Consider the following 16,615-nt stretch of genomic DNA (forward strand, 5'->3'; position numbering starts at 1 on the left):
GCGATGATCTTTATCTCCCCCTACTTGCCAAGCAATGGCGTTTTTGGTTTCCGCCATTCCCAAGGGGCAACGGCGCTGCTATCTTGCCATAAGCCTACCTTATTTTTCCTGGCGGTTATTTCTAACTGGGCATAGAGCGGATCACTTGAATATTTTTTATAATGCCAGGCCATGCCTAGTCTAATCATTTCCTGGTTCACCACCTGTTTGTTATTATTAATAATTATGGCAATTAACCTTTTATAGCGATCGTATTTTTGACCTTGTACACTCACCATTTGCCCGAAACACAAATCGGATAGCGCTTTTTTAGCCTGATTCCCAAAAGGTTGTGAACCTCTTTTCTCAGGGCAATCGATATGCGCCAAACGGATTTTAATGGGCTGGCGCTGGTACAGTACCTCCATGGTATCGCCATCCATAATGCGGATTACTTTGGCGGTAAAAACAAGGTGGTTGTAGTTTATTAGTGGTTTGCTTTCGCCTGGTGGGATAAAACAAGCCTGGAGCGTTAACAATAAAACCAATACACTTACTTTTCCCAACCGCATAATGTTTTTCCGTCTTTTTTTGCTTTATCTATAGTGCTTTGTACAACTTTATACGTGCAATTGCTTAAACCGCGGCAATTGGAGGTATAGTGGTATTTTTTAGCGTTACCACTGTTGCAAATGTACACGGTTGTATTTTCTTTACAAGTGATGTTGGTAAAGAAAAAAAGGAGTAGGGCGAGCGTTTTCATGATTGAGGGGTGGTATTGTTAAAAATGGTTAATTAACAGGCCGTTATAGAAGATCATCGCCAGTTTAAAATTGGTGAATATATCTTTTTATTTTTCTGAAATAATTTTCTGGAGTACAGGGGCTAAATTGGCAGACAGATCGGTTGTGATTAAGTGGAATTTTTTTACCTTCATGGCTGTAAACCAGTCTGCCCAGTATTGTTTAATCACATCTTCTTCGTATGGGTTTTGTTTTGATGGATTAATGCCTAAAACAATAATTTCCAGATCTTTTAAATTATAAGGCAAAGAGATAAAACCCAGATTATTCTTTTTCATGATTGCCCTATAATCAGAAGAGGTGAGCTTTTTTGATTGGATGAACGCTGGAGTGATGTAAGAGCTTTTACCTTTATCTAAAAACTGACTGTTTTGATGATACATATAACCATCGGTTAGTATCACCAATATATTTCGTTGTTTGTCTTTAATACAGTAATTCTGAACGTTATTTTTGAAGAACTTCCAGATATCAGAACCAACATAATTATTTTCTTTAATGGTGTGTAGATAGATTTTTGAAGAAGTTTGTGTGTAAATGTTATCTACATTTAGAATTTCTTTTTTATTTGTTTTTGGATTAAAACTTACTTTCAATTGTTGACTCAGGTAATCGATATTCGGAATTTTAGGAATGGGATCAAAGAAAACCTGCATCTGATCATTTAAAAGCATTATTTTTTTTCCTTTTACATGATTGACAAAAGCTGTTTCTATAGATTTTATGTATCCGAGATCTCTCTGAAAAAAATCAGGGTTCTTTTTGGGTGCTATCCGATCAGATAAATCTAACAAAAAGCTAATGTTCAAGTTTCGATTTTGGGCCTTACTTTCGTTTATAAAAACACCAACAAATAAGTAGATTAGCAATAAGGTTAATAATTTCGGTTTCATGGTGCCGGGTTTATAAGGTAGATACATAAACAGAATTTTGAGAGTCTTCGCTGGCGCCTACACTTTTAAGGTTTTCATCATAACAGGCCCTGCATTCATTTTGAAGATCAAATTTTTCGTGCTGTGAAATGCGGAGTTTTTCGTTAACAAATGTGATCCAGCCCTGCATGTACTCAGAGGCATAGAGCACGTATTCTTTGGTAGGGATAATTACGGCATCGATGATTCTTTGCAGGGTAACAATGCGCCCTTGTGCTTCAAGCGAAAGTTTTTTGATATCGACGAGTTCTGCGATCAGTTTTTCTTTTTGGATTTCGATATCCATTATCCTATCCTGATGAATTTGAATGTCCTTTTTTCTGCGGAGCTGTTCATGTTTGATTTTGTCTTTTTCGCGGTGTTCTTTCATGATAAAATCGAACACTACCCCCCAGATGAGGTAGACCACAAAACCCGCGAATATGATTCCCCAGAACTGGATTTTTTCAAAGGCAATGGGAAGATTAAATGCAGGAGTATCGAAGGTTTTGGTGAGTTCATAAATCTTTTCTTCTATCTGATAAGCAAGGATGGCATCAAAAACAAAAGTGGTAAGTAAAAGAAGACCGATTTTAATGTAGTTTACCACACTTTTAACTTCGCCAAACATATGGATTAAATAGCCCAGGCCTAAAAAAACGAAGGGAATAAAGGTTACGAAAGCACCTTCCAGCGATCCATCCTGCCAGGCCTTTGAAAAAGCCTTTGAATCGAGCACATTCATGATAATGGTGCTGGTTGCGTCAAAAGGTTTAAAGAAGGCTGAGTAAGAGGTAGAAATATAAAAGGTAAACAGATACAGGCTTAAAGGCATCAGGATGATTAAACCGATCCAGAATTTCGTTGAGGCACCTTTTGAAGCACTGATGTGGTATTTTTCGGGATCCCTGGCCAGTTCGTTAATTTCGAATTTTAACTCTTCAATATTGTCTTTTACCTTTCTGATATTGGTTTCAACCTGGGTGATTTGCTGTTTTTTACTTTCTTCACTGATGGCAAGGGTTTTGATTTCCGTTTCCTTTGTTTTCTGCTCGTTGATATAGGGCGCTTTAGCCAATTGCTGTTTTTCTACCAATTCTTTTTCTTCATTTTGGAACCTGGCATAAATAGCATTCAGGCATATCGAAAGCGCCAAAGGGCTGCCACTGTTTCGCGACCCATCTCTAAAGCCTGCTTCGTGGTAAGTTCTTTTTCTTACTTCCTCTGCTTCTTCTGTAACGGGTTCTTTGATCTCCACATTTTCATCCTGAGGTGCATCGGCTGTTTTTGGGTTAAAAAATTCTTCTATTTGGGCAATCATAACATTAGGTTTTAGTTTGATTTATGATGTGATTATTGTATTTCTTTTTTTGCCGAAACAATGCGGTCTCTGGAGTATGTTTTTTGAACGTGTAAAATTTCAGTCACTTTTTCGTCTTGTTTTACAGGTTCACTTTTCTTATAAAAGGCAGTGATTAAAAACAATAGTCCGGTGATGATATCAAGTAGGATCCAGATGCTTTTTTGGTGCAGGTAAATGGGAAACAGGGGATTAAAAAGAATCAACACAAGCACGAAAACAACTGCCAAAGCATAGTTTTTTTGTTTGATCCAACTGTAAATGAGCAATCCCGCTCCCAATGAAACAATGGTTCTTAAAAAGGTATAAAATTCAATGGGCAACTTCAATATTGCTACAAAACAGCAGATTGAGCAAACGATTAGGAATGATTTCATTGATGAAAAAGAATAGGAATTCAATTAATTTTATAGACTAAATCTTAGCTACAGGAGAAAAATCTAACTGCAATCTCATTTTCTTGAAGCAATTGACCATCCGGTAATATCATCATCTTACTCCCATCGATATGATTTTCGAAAATATGATACCCGTTTCTACAGTTTTTATATCGATACTTTAATGCATTAAATCCTTCGAGCAGGCCTTCTTCTTTGGTAACCTGATAAACATGCTTAGAGCAGCTCAATTTGAAAATGCATTTACGCCTTTTATCTTTAGGGAATACTGCCCAGTACATTCTTATGATCGAGAGTAAAATTATTTTCATATTACTCCTTTGCTAAAAACAACCATTTGATAAGAAGCTAAATAGCCAGGTTTGGCACCTAATCCAAAACAACCTGGATCAGGCTGCACATAAGTTGAAACACTTTCTAATCTGATGTATTCCCAACCTTGATTAGTAAATTGCTTGATTAAATTTTCTAATTGACTTGCAACCGCAGCTGTAGTTTCATTTTTTTGATTCAATGTTGCGGTAAATGGCACTACTTTGTATTCCATGATAAGTTTGTTTTAAGTTTATAATTCAAAAGTATACAAGCCTAAACCCCAAACCTTACGGAAAACCGTAAAAAGACAAAGTATTTAAGAAAAGTTATAGAGTGATTTTCAGCTGATTATATCTTTTTGCAGAGAGTATAAACACTAAAGAAGGATTGCCCTATTTTCTTAAACGAACATGAAACAATCCTTCAATTTTTAAGCACTTAAGCTATATCAGTTTTATGTGGTGTGGCAGTCTATAGAACATGTTCTGCAACCGTTTGATTTGCTGTAGGTCTTTTTCGCTTCTGTTACCGCGCCTTTACATGAAGAAAATTCACCCAAATACTTTCTGTTATCACTTGAAGGTAAGTAAGTACAGTTTTCATCATGAACCTCATGATCGCCGTTACTTTGGGCATTTTTGTTTACATAATACTTTTTCATCTTAAATTATTTTAGACTATAAACCTATAGTGACAAGAAATCTTTTCCTAAAGGAAAACCGTAAAGCAAAATTTATAAGTTCTTTTTATCAGATTTCTCCACTGCGGTCGAAATGACGACCCCGTGTGACCTATAGCCCTACTCAAAATTACCAATCGTTTACATAGATTTTTACGAAATGAATTATTCATTCGGCTTCACATAATCTTCTGATTTTTCTTTCTTCCACCAGCTATTATCAAGGCGTTTAATGGAATAGAAGGCGCGGTTTATACCAGGTTTCATGGTTGCGGTATCGAGGTGCCTGGGCCATACATGGATAATGGTATCGGTACCGATTACTATCCACCAGAAGGTTTTGCCATAACGTTTTGTGGTGTATACCTCGCTAATGGTTCCTTTAATTACTTTGGTATTGAAACCGGGTTCCATTAACTGATAGGTGATTACTTTCTGTTTTTGTGCCTGGGCCTTGCCCATTGAGAATGTTAATAATAGTAGTGCAACTAAATGTTTCATGCCACTAAGGTATTTCGGCAAAAAATACATTCCTTACGGCTAACCTTAAGGCAAGCATGTTAGGTAAAATTTTAGATTGATCAGAGGAAACTATTGGAGCAATGTATTTTTATAACCTGGAGCACCTTGGCTCAACCTGATCTTCGAAACTTTCGAAACCTATCCTTCGACTCCGCTCAGGATGACAAATCACTGAGGATTTTTCGTGTTTAAAATGAGAGATTGCCAAGTCTGCTCCCAAAACAGGCCATAAAGCAACCCCTACATTTTTTGGAGAGATGAGCGGATAATTAATAATTCTCTAAGGTTTGATGCAACTGGCTTCTATAATCGTAAAGTTCATCAAGATTGAATAACTGTTTTTTCTCACCAGCATCTTTCCCTTTCTCGAAGGTTTCAATGTATTTGTTAATGGTATTAAAATGGAATCTGCAAATTGGTTTACGGTTATTGTCATCGAGCAGTACGCCAAAATAAGATTGGGTATCTCGGGCGGCGATCCTGACAGATGGAATCTTCTCACGCAAAATGGCCTTTACAATCTGGAAAGCTTCTAACTCTTCTTCAGTCGTTACAATTTTAGAAACATCAGGTGCTTCATCAATAGGAATCACTTTGCCCTCCTCCTTTTTCTCCATTTTCTGGTTAATATTCAATGCCGATTTTAAGCGATCGCTGATGGATTCGTTGATGGAAATGGTAAGGGCTTTTCTGGTATATTCTTTAAAGGCAATCATCCGGTTTGCCGTGAGGGGTTTATCAAAAAAACGGTTCACCAGTAGTTTTACCATTTCGTCAGAAGGACTGTCTATTTCTTTTTCAAATTCCTTTCTGATGGCTTTGATGTATTTTAGACCTTCGGCCGAATCGAGGATCGTTTCTAAATTGTATTCGTTTTTGGTAAAACTTTCGAGGATTTTTATGGCGTTATCTTTTAGGTCTTCAATATCAATGGTTAAGAAAGGTTTCTCGTCCATAATATTTGGCTTTTCTAAATCGGCGTAAAAGTTGTAAACGGTACCGTTGGTTAATACGCCAAAACGTGCTTTCGAAACGTGGTAGTAGCGATGTAACTGAGAGTTGTGCGCATCGGCACTTTCTTTCCAGTGTTTACATTCGAAAATGAGTATAGGTTCGTTGTTTTTACGAATGACATAATCTACTTTTTCGCCTTTTTTGGTGCCGATATCGCAAATGTGTTCGGGGATCACCTCTGTGGGGTTAAAAATATCGTAACCGAGGATTTGAATAAAGGGCATTACAAATGCATTTTTGGTTGCTTCTTCGGTATTGATCTGATCTTTTAATCCGACCACACGCTGATGAAGTTGTTCTAACTTTAGTTTAAGATCCATATGTTCTTAGATTAAATGGTTTCATCTACAATTGCTGCATGAGGTGCGTTTACTTTAACCGATTCGATTCCACCATCGCGTGCATCAGCAATTGTATACATTTGGCTGGTACCGATAATTTCGCCATTCGCCGCTTTTAAATTGAAATAGTAGGCTCCGTTTTTTGCATCTTTCCCGTCGTATCTGGCATCAGTTGGTGCATTGGTTTTTACCGATTCGATACCTTTGTTGCATCCTGCTTTTGTGGCATAACCTTCGCTGGTGAGGATAACCCTTCCGTTTGCTGCTTCGAGGTTAAACTGGAATTCGCCGTTTGTTCTTTTGGTCATGATAAATTTTCCCATAGTTATTTTTTAGCTGCTCAAAAGTATGGGAGGGATGTGGCGCATCCTTACGGGAAACCGTAGGTTGGTTCATTAGTCAAGAGTTCATTGGTTGATAGTCTATAGCCGTTTTGGTAATTGCGAGGCCGGACTGAGGGAGCTGAAGCAATCTTTTAGGACAGGTTAATTGGTTGATGGTTTAATCATTCATGTTTGATAGCCTGGCGATTATCCATGCTAAATACCAAACGTTAGTTCTTTTTTTAACTACACAGATTCACAGATGCATGTTACAGAGCACACTGAGGTTGTTTAAAGCAGTAAATTCTTTTCATCGTTGAAGATCCTTCGACTACGCTCAGCATGACAACCGCGAATAAGGACAACCGCGTGAGTGACTAAACGAGATCAATCGACTCCCGACTATGGACTGAAGACTTAGGGCTCCTCTCAACTAAATCACCTTATTTGCGATGCAGTAAGCAATTAGCTGGCCATTATTTGAAATATTGAGCGCGGTTTTGATGTAATTTATGCGTTTTTCGATACTACTCAAGCCAGATGGTTCCATGTTTTTTTGTTTCAAAATGCCCGACATTTCTTTTTGGGTTTTTCCATCTAAAATGAGCGAAACAATTGTTTTATCATATGGCGTAAAATCGTGCAGGTATTCTTCTTTTTGCCTCAGGTTGGGCGAATGGTATTTCTTGTTTTTATAAATGCTTTCCAAAGCCAGTTTGAGGTCTTTTGCATCATGGCGGGCTTTAGGTACGTAAGCATCGATATTTAATTCTTTAAATAGTGTATTGGCAATTAAGGCCCTGTTTTCTATAGAAAATACCAGCACTTTTAGATCGGGCTGTATTTCTTTCAAAGCTTTTATCAATTCTCTGCCGCCTGATATCTTTTGTTTTGGGTACTCTTCATCGAAAGAAAGATCGGTAATAATCAGTTCGTAAGGGTTGCCATCTCGAAGTGCTTTTTGTACGCGTGTAAATGCATCATCACAATAAAACACATAATCTTTATCGGCTATGGTAATGCCAAGATCTGTAAGGGCGCTACGCAGCGATTTACTAACAATTTCATGATCTTCGGCGATGAGTACGTTTGTGAACATATTTATATTTTTATAAGGTTGGAAATGAAAATTCAATACGAAGCCCTCCATCAGGCCTGGTATCAAAAGTAATATGGCCCGAAATACTTTCTATACGGGTTTCCGTATTTCTTAATCCATTTTTAGGGGTTAAAACCTCCATTCCTTTTCCATTATCTACATATAAAACAGTTATACGGTCATTTTCGCGCTTAAAATTTATGGTAACGGTATCTGCCCCACTATGTTTTTTCATATTGGTCATCAGTTCCTGCAAAACGCAAAATACTTCAGCTTTAGTGTCATCGTTAATAGCTTCCCAAAGTTTTTCGCCGCCACCTTCAATCGTTATATTCGTTTTCGCGGAAGCATAAGCGTATAACATTTTCGACAGTTCAATTGAAAAGTTTTCTTCATTATGGATATCTTTATTGTCGTAAGAAAGGTCTCTCGATATTTTGTAGATCACATCAAGTTTGTCGGCCAGATCATCCTTATCTATTTCGGTTGTGTTTTCTACTTCCGACATTACCTGGTATACCCTGTTGGCTACACGGTCGTGAATTTTTTTTACGTATTTGAGTTCCGTTTTTTTAACTTCTATTTCTTTTTCCTGTTGCAGGCTTTTTTTTCGTTTTCGGTATAGGAAATAACCTAATAGCAAACATAGGATCAAAGTAGCGATTCCAATATTTCTTACCAGTATATCTTTTTGTTTTTGAATATTCTCTGCTTTGGCGTTCAGATAATCGGCCTTGCTTTTTTCCGTTTCGTAACGAATAAGGGCAAACTGATTCTTGGCTGCATTGCGGGCAGTTTGCAAACTGTCCTCAATGCTTTGGTATTTTTGGAAAAGCTGTTTTATTGTAGTAGCCGGACTAAGTTTGATTAATTTTTGAAGTGCTTCGAGCCGATCATCAGGACTATTAAGTTTTGTTGCAATTAGATACATCTTTTGCAGGTAACTAAATGCTGAATCAGGTTTTTTCTTTTCGTAATAATCGGCAAAATGGGAATAGCTGGCATTTTGGCCCCACTCATCCTTTTCTAAATAACGAATCTGCAATGCTTTTGAAAAATCTGCCAGTGGATTGTAACTGGGATTTTGAAGCCATTTTGTTTTAGCTGCATTAGAAAGTACTCTTGCGTATTCTTTCTTATCACTGATTTTTATCAAAACCTCATTGTAAATATCAATTGCTTTTGAATAGGCTCCACTTTTTTGATATGCCAATGCTTTATTATTAAGGAACCGTAATTTATACGAGTCGTTCCGGCAAAACTTTAGTGCCAAATTATAATAATTTATAGCATCGGAATATTTTTTGAAATATGTACTATTTAAGCCAAGCTCATTATAATTCGAAGCGAGGCAGGCTAGATCAGTTTGTTTTTGTTCATTTAAGAAAGATAATGATAATGTTAAGCTTTCCTGGCCTCCAAAATAGTCTCCGGCATCTGATTGTATCACTGCCATATAATTATAAGCCATCGCCACCTGTAAGCTATCTTTAGAGGTAGTGGTTACTTTGTTGAAGTAATAGAATGAAGAGTCGTTGTTTTTAAAGAAAAAGGATTCTGCTATCTCAAAATTCTGGTTTTTAATCGGTGCTTGAGTGTTGTTCTTTTTCTTACAAGCAAATACTGCCAAAAGAAAAAATAGAAGAAAGTATATTTTTTTCAAGAGCGAAAATAATTATTTACTCAAATATAAAAAAACAGGATGGTTTCTCCTTGAATATTTAGGGATTGTTTTATAGCAAATAAGTAAGGCAGAAAATACTGCCTTACTTATTATCGAGATATTTCTATCTCGGGTAGACCACAAACTATGGATTTTTTGGTGGAACATGTGAGCCTTCACCACCTGTATCGTCGCCCGGAGGGGTGTCGCCTGGATCGGTAGGATCAGTATCACCCGGATCGGTATCAGCAGTGTTTACTGTTGTTGTTCCGCCACAAGATGCAGAATGGTTTGTATTAGATGGAGTAGCTAATCCTAATAGGATAGCAATAAATAATGGAATGAACATTTCTTGAATTTTTAGAATTGATTTATTAAGCAGAGTACCCGCGAACCACTCGCTGGCCTTTCTACAGTTTGTAAATCAGAAGGCCTTCTGAAAATTTGGGAAGTGTTGAGTGTCTGTCGCGGGAGCTTTAACTGCTTCCCAAACCGGCTAATAACGACCGCGATTTCTACTCGTTTTTAACAGTCGATTCTTGCTTGGATTATTGTTTGAATCGTTGCTTGAATTAAATGTTGGGACAAATATCTTAGCTTTAAATCGCTAGTTTTCAGATAATTCCATAGATTCTAAATAATTCTTTTTAAATTCCATGAAATTCTGGGAAACCGTAAGGGTTCCAAAAATTCCATTTCTATTTTTACGCTTAAATTTTTGAAAAATGCCTGAAGATTATCAAGACTTAGTATTGGCTGTCTATAAGAAGATGAGAGATAATGGGGACCTCCACACAATTTTAACTGGAGAAACTACAACAAGATTAAGAAAAGCTTGTTTAAAGATTTATGACAATAGATATAATCCAAAAGATGCCGACATACTTTCAATGTTCTTTGAAGTAGATAAGATCGAATGTGATGATTTTAGGAAAGTTATATATGATTCAGAGCCTGATGATTACAAGGCCCTATGTAATCACATAAAAGGAGAGACAGCAAAAACAAGTGAAGAGAATACTGATCTTCTTGCCTGGTTAATAGATTTCCCTACCCAATATGAATGGATAAATCTTAGCGATGAGGAAAAAAAGCGTGTCTTTGAGGTTGCAACCAGAAAAAAGAAAAGAAACCGAACTACAATAATTGGCGGAGACGATACATCTACAACAAGACTAGTTCCGCACAATTATATTGTCATTTCATGTATTCTTTTACTATTTATTTGCGGTACTTCGTTTATAGTTTGGGAGCGTATTCCTGCAACAGTTAGAACTCCTAAATCAGGCGAGAATTCTATGTATTGGGATGGAGATCATTACGAACCCGTGAAAGATGGGGAACAAGAGCCTGGAGTTACCATCATTCCATTAAACCTTAAAACGTTGACAAAGCAAAGGAAAATTACTTTACCTGATACATTGACGAAATACTCGTTAGGCAAGGTATGGTATAAAGGTTATGGGAAGGGGCATGAGTATTTTACCGATAGTGGAATCTACCCCTCAGACACTAGCAGAAGACTAAAGCCCCTTTCAACTGAAATATTAAAACATTCTTCTTACGATAGATATTTACTTACACGGTTAGTATGGTTTTTATGTGCAGCTGTTTTTATAAGCCTCTGTGGTTTTGCTGTGAGCAATCTAGAGAAAGAAGTTAAGCAATCTGGGGAAGAAACAAAGACTGAGAAAGGAGAAATAGTAGAGTTTCGCAGCAATGAGCTGCAGGCTACTAGTGTGTAGCATCTGCAGAAGTTGGTCGGGAGTCTTGGGCCTTGTAAATGGTTTAATCCAAATATTTCAAACCTGAATTAAACCATATATTATTATTTTTATTTTCCCCAGTTTACCTGGATGTTGTTTTTTTGCGCATAGGTTTTGCCTTTTTCCATTAAGGCATTGAAGTTTTGCTCAAAGCGGGCGCCATACTTCTGGTCGATGCTGTGAATAATTTCATCTTTGGCGCTTTGGCTGCCTTTGCTGTCGCACAGTTTGGCGTAGGCCAGGTATTCATTTTTGTAAACGGGGATGACGAGTTCGTATAATTGCTGGGAGAGGGCTTTAATTTCTTTTTCTTCATCGCCAGAGGCGGAGAGCTTTTTTACCTTTTCGAGCGATTGTTCGAGGTATAATATTTTGTTATTGAGGCTGGTAGTGGCTTCATTGCCTTTCTTTTTACTGGATGGGATATCGGGATATTCTTTGGTTTCGTCGTTGATGTGGCGGGCCAGATCGGCACTTGCAAAATCGTTGATCATGTTGGTGTTTAAGATCGCTATGTCGAAGAAACGTTCTGGTGTTTCGGAACAGGCCGAGAGGAAAAGGGTAAACAGGGTTAAAAGAACGGTAAATGGTTTTGGGGACAGTGCTGGTAATTTGTTCATGATGTAAATGGTTTTCCTGATTGATTTTTTTGGGAAGGAGCAAAGATTGAGCCGTTTTTTGAGTTGGGAGTGTGAGGCCATGAGTCGATTAACGCGTTATTTCCAGTGAAGCGTCATTATGAATTAACGAAATCTGTGAGACATTTTTGCCACGGAAACACGAAAAGCACGGAGTCTTTTTTGGTGTTGAGTGTTTGGGCTCAATTCAAGCATTATTCTTCGCGCGACGTCATTCCCAGAGGTCAGTTTTAGAAAAAAACAAAGGAGTTGGGTGACCGGTAAGATAAATCGTCATCTCAACCGCAGTGGAGAGATCTTTTAACATAGTCCAAAGATTTCTCCGCTCCGCGCTGCTTCGGTCGAGATGACGCCAATTTTAAAATCTGTCATTGGTAAATGATTGGGAACCACGGAGTGCTCATGAATGATCGTAAAGCACTGAGCTTTAAGGCCCGCCTGTACGGGAATGAAGGCCGCTTTTTACCACAGCATTAACTTTATTATTTTATCACACGATGTGGTTTTTGTGCATTCTCTTTGTGCCGTCCGTGGTTAAAAGGATGGAAAACGTAAGAGGCATGATGGAATTTTGAGTCCAAAGTCGGAAGTCAATTACCGAATAAACCATTGACTAAGGAACAACTGAATTAAATACCACCCTTTAAGCTATATACCTCTCCCTGGTAAAGCCCAGCCAATAACTGCACGGCCATTTTGCTTCTTTGCCCGGTTTGGCAATAACAAACTAGTCTTTTGTGTTTAGGGAAAGTGGTGAGCGATGCAGTTAACTCGTATAAGGATACATTCACACCGCCAATATTGTCGTCTTCATGTTCGTAACTTTCGCGTACATCAATTAAAAAAACGTCATCAGCTTGGGTTTCAAGCCAGTTATTTAATGTGCTTCTATCAATTTCTGGTATGGCTTTATCGTTTTTTATGGCTGCTGGTTTTGCCGTATCAGCTGTTTTTTCGGCTGCAATTTTAAATACCAGCATCGTATTGTTCAGGGCATTAATGGTCATCAGTTTGCCTGAAAGGGTTTCGCCAATACCGCAGATTAATTTAATGGCTTCGTTGGCCATGTACAAACCCACTATGCCGGGTAAAATGCCAATTACGCCGCCTTCTACACAGTTCATATTTTCGGTTGGTGCTGCCGGATAAAGGTCTCTATAGTTAGCACTGCCCTGGTGGTTAAATACGGCTACCTGCCCTTCAAATTGTAAAATAGAGCCAAAAAGGAGTGTTTTGCCTAAAGCTACACAGGTATCGTTTACGAGATAGCGGGTGCTAAAATTATCCGAACAGTCGATCACCAGCTCATAATCCTGGCAGATATGGCCCGCACTGGTTGCTGTAAAACGTTCGTGATAGGCCCTAAGTTCAACATGAGGATTGAGTAAGGCGAGTTTCTCAGCGGCCACTTTTGCTTTTGGCTGGCCAATATCGGTATGATTGTATAAAATCTGGCGGTGCAGGTTACTCAGTTCCACCACATCATCATCTACAATGCCGATTGTTCCTACGCCTGCTACGGCCAGGTATTGCAATATGGGGCAGCCTAAACCACCGGCGCCTATTACCAGTACTTTGGCTGCTTTTAGCTTTTCCTGTCCGGCGAGGCCCAGTTCGGGCAAGATCATTTGCCTGTTGTAGCGGTTTAGTTCTTCTTTTATTAACATGATTTGCTGATTAAACTCCTGTCCCAATCTTTCCAAATGGGTTCGTAACCTTGTTTTCTGATCATGGCTGCAATTTCCTGTGCCGAACGTTCATCAGATATTTCGAACTGCTCTAACGATTGGGGTTCTACCTGGTAACCGCCAGGATTGGTTTTAGAGCCTGCACTAATGGCCGTAATGCCCAGCTTAATCACCTGGTTCCGGAAAGCAACAGTTTCACGGGTAGAGATAGACAGTTCTACTTCGCTATTGAATAAGCGGTAAGCGCAAATCAGCTGCACCAGTTCTTTATCGTTCATCACCACTTTAGGTTCTAAACCACCGCTAAAAGGGCGTAACCGGGGGAAGGAGATGCTGAACTTACTTTGCCAGTACTGTTTTTCGAGATAGGATAGGTGTAGGGCCGTAAAAAATGAATCTGTCCGCCAGTCTTCCAGTCCGATTAAAACACCCAGCCCCATTTTATGGATGCCAGCCTGTCCCAATCGATCGGGTGTTTCTAAGCGGTATAAGAAGTTAGATTTTTTGCCTTTAGGGTGGTGTTTGCGGTAATCGTCCTGATGGTAGGTTTCCTGGTAAACCAATACCGTATTTAGCCCGTGCGGAATAAGGGTTTCATAGTCGGCTACATCCAAAGGCTGTACCTCCATGGAGATATGGGCAAAATGCGGACTGATCAGATCCAATACTTTTTTAAAATAATCGGTATGTACACTTTGGTTGGCTTCGCCGGTAACCAGTAAAACATGGTCGTATCCCATCCCTTTAATTACGGCAACCTCCTGCATAATTTCCATCGGGTTGAGGGTGCGCCGCCGCACTTTATTATCGTAACTGAAACCGCAATAGGTACAAATGTTGTTGCACTCGTTAGAGAGGTAAAGGGGGATGTACATCTGGATTACCCGGCCAAAACGATCTAAAGTTAAACGCTGGCTAATCTGTGCCATATCTTCAAGATAAGGCAATGCCGCAGGTGAAATCAGCGCCTTAAAATCATCCAGGCTGCGCTGCGTACTATCGAGCGCCCTTTCCACATCGGCCGCTGTTTTATCGTAAATACTGGCTTTGGCATCGTCCCAGTTGTAGGATTCGAATACCGTATTAAAACTGTTCATCAAGAAATGCGGTTAGTGGGCTACTGGCTGCGGCAAAATGTTGCTGGCCACCCAGTTTAGCTTCAAAGGCCATTCTGCCGGCTTCTACAGCCATTTTAAAGGCAATAGCCATATTGGTTGGATCTTTAGCTATGGCAATTGCGGTATTCACCAAAACAGCGTCGGCACCAATTTCCATGGCTTTAGCCGCATCAGATGGTGCACCTATCCCGGCATCGATAATGACCGGAACCCTGCTCTGGCTGATAATGATCTCTAAAAAATCGATGGTTCTTAAGCCTTTATTACTGCCAATGGGCGAGCCTAAAGGCATCACCGCTGCGGTACCCACATCTTCTAAACGTTTACATAAAACCGGATCGGCGTGGATATAAGGCAACACCACGAAGCCGAGTTTAACCAGTTCTTCGGTCGCCTTAAGCGTTTCAATCGGGTCGGGCATCAGGTATTTGGGGTCGGGATGGATTTCCAGTTTAATCCAATTGGTTTCTAAGGCTTCGCGTGCCAGCTGTGCGGCAAAAATAGCTTCTTTTGCATTACGCACACCAGAAGTATTGGGCAAGAGGTTGATGTGCGGGTGTTTAAGGTGTTGCAGGATATCGTCGTCCTTGTCTTTTAAATCGACACGTTTAAGGGCCACGGTAACCAGTTCGGATGCCGAGGCCATTAAGGCGCTTTCCATCTCTTTGGCCGAACTAAATTTTCCGGTTCCGGTAAAGAGGCGCGAACTAAAGGTTTGATCTGCAATGGTTAACATATCTGTAATTTTTAAATCGAATGAATATTGAATTTACTGTTGATTTCTTCAAGAACCGCAGCCATTTGTGTTTGGTTGGTGAGCGCTGCCGATATCGCAATACCATAAATGCCAGTTTCGAGTATGGCAGGAATATCTGCGGCTTCGATACCACCAATGGCCACAATGGGTGTTTTGATACCAGCCTGCTGTACTTTTTCCATCAATTTTTGATAACCCTCGAGGCCTACAATCGGACTTAGGTTTTCTTTAGTATGCGTAAAACGGAAAGGGCCAAGGCCAATGTAATCGGCACCTTCGGCCACCCTTTGTAAAATGTGTTCGAAGGTATTGGCTGTACCACCAATGAGCTGTGTAGGGCTGATCACTTTTCGGGCTTCGGCAATGGGCATATCCTGCAAACCCAGGTGTACGCCATAACTGCCCACCGCCTTGGCCAGGTACGGATAGTCGTTTATAATGAGCTTGGCACCATACCTTTCGCATAAGGCCTGTGCCGCATTGGCAAAAGGCAGGATTTCAGCTTCCGATTGGTTTTTAATACGGAGCTGAATCCATTTTCCGCCAGCTTGAAGCACCGCCTCAATGGCATCTAAATGGGTGCCAGTTCGGGGCGCTTGTGAAATATATTGTAAGGGATGAATCATGTTGAAGTTTTTAAAGCGGTTGATGGTGCGCCAGGCAATGCTGCTGCGCTTTTTTAAAATTGATTAAAGCTTGAGCCGGATCGTTCCAGATACTGCCCAATAGGGCAATACCATCGAAATTCATTTCTTTTACCTGATCGATCTGGTTGAGGCCAATGCCACCAAGGGCGATCATTTTTGGCTGGGTGCTCTTCTTGTTCAACCGGAAACCTGGAGGTATAAGCCCTAAATAACCAGGTTTAGAAAGGCTGTTGAATACAGGGCCAAAAAAGCTGTAATGGTATGACCGGATCTGATCCAGGTCTGATAACTGGTGGATGGAAGTGCTGAATACCTTGTGTTTAGGTAGTTCTTCATCTCCTCTACTTTTTCTGAAACTTTCGGTATGGTGGATCCTGTTGATGTTGTAATCGTTAGCCAGCGAATGAAAATGGTGTAAAGCAATCTGCGGACGATATTCGGGTAAAATCCCTTCAATAATCCTCCGGTAGTCGCCTTCATTGGCATTTTCCTTACGTAAATGGAAAACCTGTAAACCAGCTTCGAAAAGCTGATTTACAAGAGGACATTCTTCCTTAAAAATAGTCGGTTTGGCGATTACAATCAGTTCCATTG

The 16,615-nt window shown here is 39.6% G+C and carries 21 protein-coding genes; 1 reads left to right on the forward strand and 20 read right to left on the reverse strand.

Translation table 11 applies throughout. The features are described from left to right. Positions 1 to 20: 20 nt before the first annotated feature. From QF042_RS02145 to QF042_RS02210, 14 genes are all read right to left on the reverse strand, one after another. Positions 21 to 551 carry a thermonuclease family protein gene (locus QF042_RS02145; RefSeq protein ID WP_307524881.1) on the reverse strand — a complete coding sequence of 177 codons (531 nt, stop codon included), beginning with the start codon at positions 549 to 551 and terminating at the stop codon, positions 21 to 23. Next, positions 533 to 742: a hypothetical protein gene (locus tag QF042_RS02150; protein WP_307524882.1), complete on the reverse strand. Its 210-nt coding sequence runs from the start codon at positions 740 to 742 to the stop codon at positions 533 to 535. Before QF042_RS02150 ends, QF042_RS02145 begins: the two co-directional genes overlap by 19 nt. An 87-nt stretch (positions 743 to 829) precedes the next feature. Continuing rightward, positions 830 to 1,675, reverse strand: a complete 846-nt coding sequence (locus QF042_RS02155; RefSeq protein WP_307524884.1) for a hypothetical protein — start codon at positions 1,673 to 1,675, stop codon at positions 830 to 832. A 10-nt stretch (positions 1,676 to 1,685) separates the two neighbouring features. Continuing rightward, positions 1,686 to 3,014: a hypothetical protein gene (locus QF042_RS02160; RefSeq protein ID WP_307524886.1), complete on the reverse strand. Its 1,329-nt coding sequence runs from the start codon at positions 3,012 to 3,014 to the stop codon at positions 1,686 to 1,688. A 32-nt stretch (positions 3,015 to 3,046) separates the two neighbouring features. Further along, on the reverse strand, positions 3,047 to 3,430 hold the full coding sequence (locus QF042_RS02165) for a DUF6804 family protein (RefSeq protein ID WP_307524888.1): 384 nt from the start codon (positions 3,428 to 3,430) through the stop codon (positions 3,047 to 3,049). A 44-nt stretch (positions 3,431 to 3,474) separates the two neighbouring features. Next, complete coding sequence (yidD, locus tag QF042_RS02170; RefSeq protein WP_307524890.1) at positions 3,475 to 3,762, reverse strand: membrane protein insertion efficiency factor YidD; 288 nt, start codon at positions 3,760 to 3,762, stop codon at positions 3,475 to 3,477. Continuing rightward, a complete protein-coding gene (locus QF042_RS02175) occupies positions 3,759 to 3,998 on the reverse strand; it encodes a hypothetical protein (RefSeq protein WP_307524891.1) in 240 nt (79 codons plus the stop codon). The genes yidD and QF042_RS02175 overlap by 4 nt, the downstream gene beginning before the upstream one ends. Before the next feature lie 222 nt (positions 3,999 to 4,220). Then, positions 4,221 to 4,427 carry a hypothetical protein gene (locus QF042_RS02180; RefSeq protein ID WP_265819481.1) on the reverse strand — a complete coding sequence of 69 codons (207 nt, stop codon included), beginning with the start codon at positions 4,425 to 4,427 and terminating at the stop codon, positions 4,221 to 4,223. 183 nt (positions 4,428 to 4,610) lie between these two features. After that, positions 4,611 to 4,946, reverse strand: a complete 336-nt coding sequence (locus tag QF042_RS02185) for a hypothetical protein (protein ID WP_307524895.1) — start codon at positions 4,944 to 4,946, stop codon at positions 4,611 to 4,613. A 290-nt stretch (positions 4,947 to 5,236) separates the two neighbouring features. Beyond that, positions 5,237 to 6,301 (reverse strand): type I restriction endonuclease, encoded by a 1,065-nt coding sequence (locus tag QF042_RS02190; protein WP_307524897.1) that lies wholly within the window; start codon positions 6,299 to 6,301, stop codon positions 5,237 to 5,239. Positions 6,302 to 6,312: 11 nt separating this feature from the next. After that, positions 6,313 to 6,645, reverse strand: a complete 333-nt coding sequence (locus tag QF042_RS02195) for a YegP family protein (protein WP_307524900.1) — start codon at positions 6,643 to 6,645, stop codon at positions 6,313 to 6,315. Positions 6,646 to 7,078: 433 nt separating this feature from the next. After that, on the reverse strand, positions 7,079 to 7,744 hold the full coding sequence (locus QF042_RS02200; RefSeq protein ID WP_307524902.1) for a response regulator: 666 nt from the start codon (positions 7,742 to 7,744) through the stop codon (positions 7,079 to 7,081). Between the two features lie 10 nt (positions 7,745 to 7,754). Further along, entirely contained in the window at positions 7,755 to 9,407 is a 1,653-nt protein-coding gene (locus QF042_RS02205) for a tetratricopeptide repeat-containing sensor histidine kinase (RefSeq protein ID WP_307524904.1), read from the reverse strand. 145 nt (positions 9,408 to 9,552) lie between these two features. After that, a complete protein-coding gene (locus QF042_RS02210; protein ID WP_307524906.1) occupies positions 9,553 to 9,756 on the reverse strand; it encodes a hypothetical protein in 204 nt (67 codons plus the stop codon). A gap of 376 nt (positions 9,757 to 10,132) precedes the next feature. Between QF042_RS02210 and QF042_RS02215 the strand changes: the two genes are divergently transcribed. Then, complete coding sequence (locus QF042_RS02215; RefSeq protein WP_307524909.1) at positions 10,133 to 11,152, forward strand: hypothetical protein; 1,020 nt, start codon at positions 10,133 to 10,135, stop codon at positions 11,150 to 11,152. 89 nt (positions 11,153 to 11,241) lie between these two features. Here the strand turns inward: QF042_RS02215 and QF042_RS02220 are convergent, their stop codons facing one another. The 6 genes from QF042_RS02220 to QF042_RS02245 form a co-directional block, all read right to left on the reverse strand. Further along, positions 11,242 to 11,793, reverse strand: a complete 552-nt coding sequence (locus QF042_RS02220) for a hypothetical protein (protein WP_307524911.1) — start codon at positions 11,791 to 11,793, stop codon at positions 11,242 to 11,244. 647 nt (positions 11,794 to 12,440) lie between these two features. After that, positions 12,441 to 13,478, reverse strand: a complete 1,038-nt coding sequence (gene moeB, locus QF042_RS02225; protein WP_307524913.1) for a HesA/MoeB/ThiF family protein — start codon at positions 13,476 to 13,478, stop codon at positions 12,441 to 12,443. Beyond that, positions 13,472 to 14,596, reverse strand: coding sequence for a 2-iminoacetate synthase ThiH (thiH, locus tag QF042_RS02230; RefSeq protein WP_307524915.1), 1,125 nt, complete (start codon positions 14,594 to 14,596; stop codon positions 13,472 to 13,474). The genes moeB and thiH overlap by 7 nt, the downstream gene beginning before the upstream one ends. Continuing rightward, entirely contained in the window at positions 14,583 to 15,353 is a 771-nt protein-coding gene (locus tag QF042_RS02235; RefSeq protein ID WP_307524917.1) for a thiazole synthase, read from the reverse strand. The genes thiH and QF042_RS02235 overlap by 14 nt, the downstream gene beginning before the upstream one ends. An 11-nt stretch (positions 15,354 to 15,364) precedes the next feature. After that, on the reverse strand, positions 15,365 to 16,000 hold the full coding sequence (locus QF042_RS02240) for a thiamine phosphate synthase (protein WP_307524919.1): 636 nt from the start codon (positions 15,998 to 16,000) through the stop codon (positions 15,365 to 15,367). A 10-nt stretch (positions 16,001 to 16,010) separates the two neighbouring features. Next, positions 16,011 to 16,613 carry a thiamine phosphate synthase gene (locus QF042_RS02245; RefSeq protein WP_307524921.1) on the reverse strand — a complete coding sequence of 201 codons (603 nt, stop codon included), beginning with the start codon at positions 16,611 to 16,613 and terminating at the stop codon, positions 16,011 to 16,013. Between the last annotated feature and the right edge of the window lie 2 nt (positions 16,614 to 16,615).

Source organism: Pedobacter sp. W3I1 (assembly GCF_030816015.1).
GTDB lineage: Bacteria > Bacteroidota > Bacteroidia > Sphingobacteriales > Sphingobacteriaceae > Pedobacter.